This window comes from Novosphingobium sp. B-7 (assembly GCF_000410615.1).
Taxonomy (GTDB): Bacteria; Pseudomonadota; Alphaproteobacteria; order Sphingomonadales; family Sphingomonadaceae; genus Novosphingobium; species Novosphingobium capsulatum.
In genome coordinates, this window is record NZ_KE148379.1 from 1,312 (window position 1) to 3,777 (window position 2,466).

The following is a 2,466-nucleotide window of genomic DNA, read 5'->3' on the forward strand; positions in this document are numbered from 1 at the left end:
GGCGCTATCGCCCGATGCGTGGGTGGGCCGGCTGCTCGATTTCTATGCCGCGCGGCTGGCCGCCCGGTCCGTGGCAGAACACGCCCAGACGCAGGGTCAGCCGTGCGACGAGCGGCGCCAGCGTACCGCTGATGGGCCAGACGCATCGCCACCATCGGCCGGTTGGCCCGGCCTTGGCCGCACTGGCCGCACCCGGCCATTGAGCACGGCCGAACTGGCCAGCGGCGCGCGCCGTTCGAGATCGCGCAGTGGCGAATAGGGATGGCTGCGCGCCAGGCTGCGCCAGTGCTGGATCTTGACGGACATCAGCACCACCGCCAGCGCCGCGACCGATACCGCCCAGCGCCACACCTGCATCTGCCCCGATTGCGCGGCAGCCAGGAATTCGGCCACGCTCATCCACACCGCCTGCGCGCCGAGCAATTCCGAACTCGGCTGGTCCGGCACGGCCAAAAGGATCAGCAGCCCTAAAACATAGGCCATGATCGCCGTACTCTCGGCCGATGCCCAGCCGGTGACATAGCCGGCGGTCATCAGCGTGGCCATGGCGAGCGCCAAGGCGCGGCCAAGGCGGACGAGTTGCACAGGAGCAAGGCGGGCAAGCAGGTGGTTCACCCTGCCATGGGTGGCACAGCAGCCCTCAACGAATGCTTGCGCGCGATCGTTAATGGCCAGGCATATGCGCTACGCACAACGCCTGAGGGGGACTATCCCGGCTTTGGCAGCAATCTGCCCCACGCCTTCGGCATACCAGACCGCTGAATCGCTTGGATTTGACCTGATCGCTTGATCCCCAACATGCCGTGACCGCCAGGATGCCGCGCCAAGTGCCTCGGCAATGGGGGCGATTGCTGCCGCGAGGGACGCGCCCCGGTGATACCAGACAGCCCATGGCGATGGTGGCAGGAGGCATGGTGCAACAGCAGCGACAGGGGGGTGGCGCGCTGGCGCGTGGGACGGCGGCCGGTCGGAGGCACCGGGCGCGCTGGGCACGAATGGCGGCGCGGTGGGGTTCGCTCGCTGGGGCGCTGTCGTGGCCGATGCTCGCCGCCGGGCAAAACGCGCCAGAGCGCCGCGCCGGGCCCGAAACCGTGGAGAACCGCATTCGGCCGGGCATGGAGGGCACCGGGCTCGTGGCCGGATCGCTGCGCATCCTGCCCACGGTGGCGTTCGGCGTGGTGGCGACCGACGATCTCTATGCCCGCCGCGTGCCGCGCGTGGCCGATGTCGGGGCCAACCTGGCCCCGGCCGTGACCGTGCAATCGCAATGGAACCGCCATTCCCTGACGCTGCGTGCCGATGGCCTGTTCGAACGCTATGCCCGCCATGGCGCCGAAGGCACCGATCGCTATGGCGCCGGCGCTGCCGGGCGGATCGACATCGGGCGCGATACGCGGGTGAACCTCGACGCTGCGATCGATCGCCGGATCGAGGCGCGCGGCACCACCGGCGACACGCTGTTCGGCGTCAAGCCGATCGCCTATCGCCAGGTAAGCCTGGGCGGCAGCGTGGAGCAAGCCGTGGGCGCCACCCGCCTGGCGTTCGACCTGCGGTTCGATCGCTTCCACTATTTCAACCGGCACGATGGCAACACCACCATCGTGCTTGCCCCGCGCGACTATCAGGCGCTGGCTGGTGGAGCCAAGGTGGTCCGCCCGATCTCCTCGGCGGTGGCGGTGTCGGTCGCCCTGCGCCTCAACAGCACGCGCTATCCCCATGAAGACCGCACGCAGCCCAGCCGGCGCGGCCATGGCTATGCCGTGATGGCCGGCATTGCCTTTGGCCAGGATCGCCTGCTCGAAGGGCAAGTGGCGCTGGGCTATCTGCACCAGCGCTTTGCCAGCCGGGCCTATCCCACCATCGCCGGGCTGGCTTACGATGCCAATGTCCAATGGCACGTCACGCCGCTGACCACCGTGTCGCTCGCGGCCGACAAGACTATCCAGCGCTCCCCAATCATCGATGTCGCCGGGATCGAGCAACAGCAGTTCAGCCTGGGCGCCGCGCACGAATTGCTGCGCACGCTGATCCTGCGCCCGAGCGTGAGCTATACCATCAACCGCTTTCGCGGCGGGGCGCGGGTCGATCGCTATGCCAGTGCCGGGCTTGCGGCGACGTGGCAGGCCGCGCCCCATGTCATGGTGGAAGGGGCGCTGCGCCATGCCCTGGGCCGCACCAGCGCGCCCGTGGCCAAGCCGCGCGAATATGACCAGAACCGCGCGACCATCACTTTGAAATATGTGTTTTGAACGGGCGGAATGCGATGGCCAGCCTGCCGCTTGATCCGCATCTGACGCCCGATCACCACGGCCCTGACGGCGCCGATGATCCCGCAGCGCGGCGCGCCGAACTCGCGCTGCGGGCGGCCATCGCCTTGCTGTTTCTGGTGGCGCTGGCGGCGGCGTTGCGCCTCTTCGCGCCGGGCCCGGATCATGCCGCGCTGCGCCTCGATCTGGCTGGCGCGCC

General features: G+C 68.9%; 3 protein-coding genes. 2 read left to right on the forward strand and 1 reads right to left on the reverse strand.

Annotation, left to right across the window (positions count from 1 at the left end):
• Window positions 1-96: 96 nt before the first annotated feature.
• Window positions 97-615, reverse strand: coding sequence for a hypothetical protein (locus tag H926_RS0115740; RefSeq protein ID WP_022677174.1), 519 nt, complete (start codon window positions 613-615; stop codon window positions 97-99).
• A gap of 380 nt (window positions 616-995) precedes the next feature.
• On the opposite strand from H926_RS0115740, the gene H926_RS0115745 reads away from it, so the two are divergent.
• Both H926_RS0115745 and H926_RS0115750 read left to right on the forward strand, forming a co-directional pair.
• Window positions 996-2,249 carry an outer membrane beta-barrel protein gene (locus H926_RS0115745; protein WP_022677175.1) on the forward strand — a complete coding sequence of 418 codons (1,254 nt, stop codon included), beginning with the start codon at window positions 996-998 and terminating at the stop codon, window positions 2,247-2,249.
• A 14-nt stretch (window positions 2,250-2,263) separates the two neighbouring features.
• On the forward strand, window positions 2,264-2,466 hold a 203-nt coding region (locus H926_RS0115750; RefSeq protein ID WP_028658094.1), incomplete at its 3' end, for a hypothetical protein.

Bases quoted from the DNA above. Each gene is read 5' to 3' on its own strand.
- H926_RS0115745 (WP_022677175.1), top strand. From the start codon at position 996: ATGGCGGCGCGGTGGGGTTCGCTCGCTGGGGCGCTGTCGTGGCCGATG.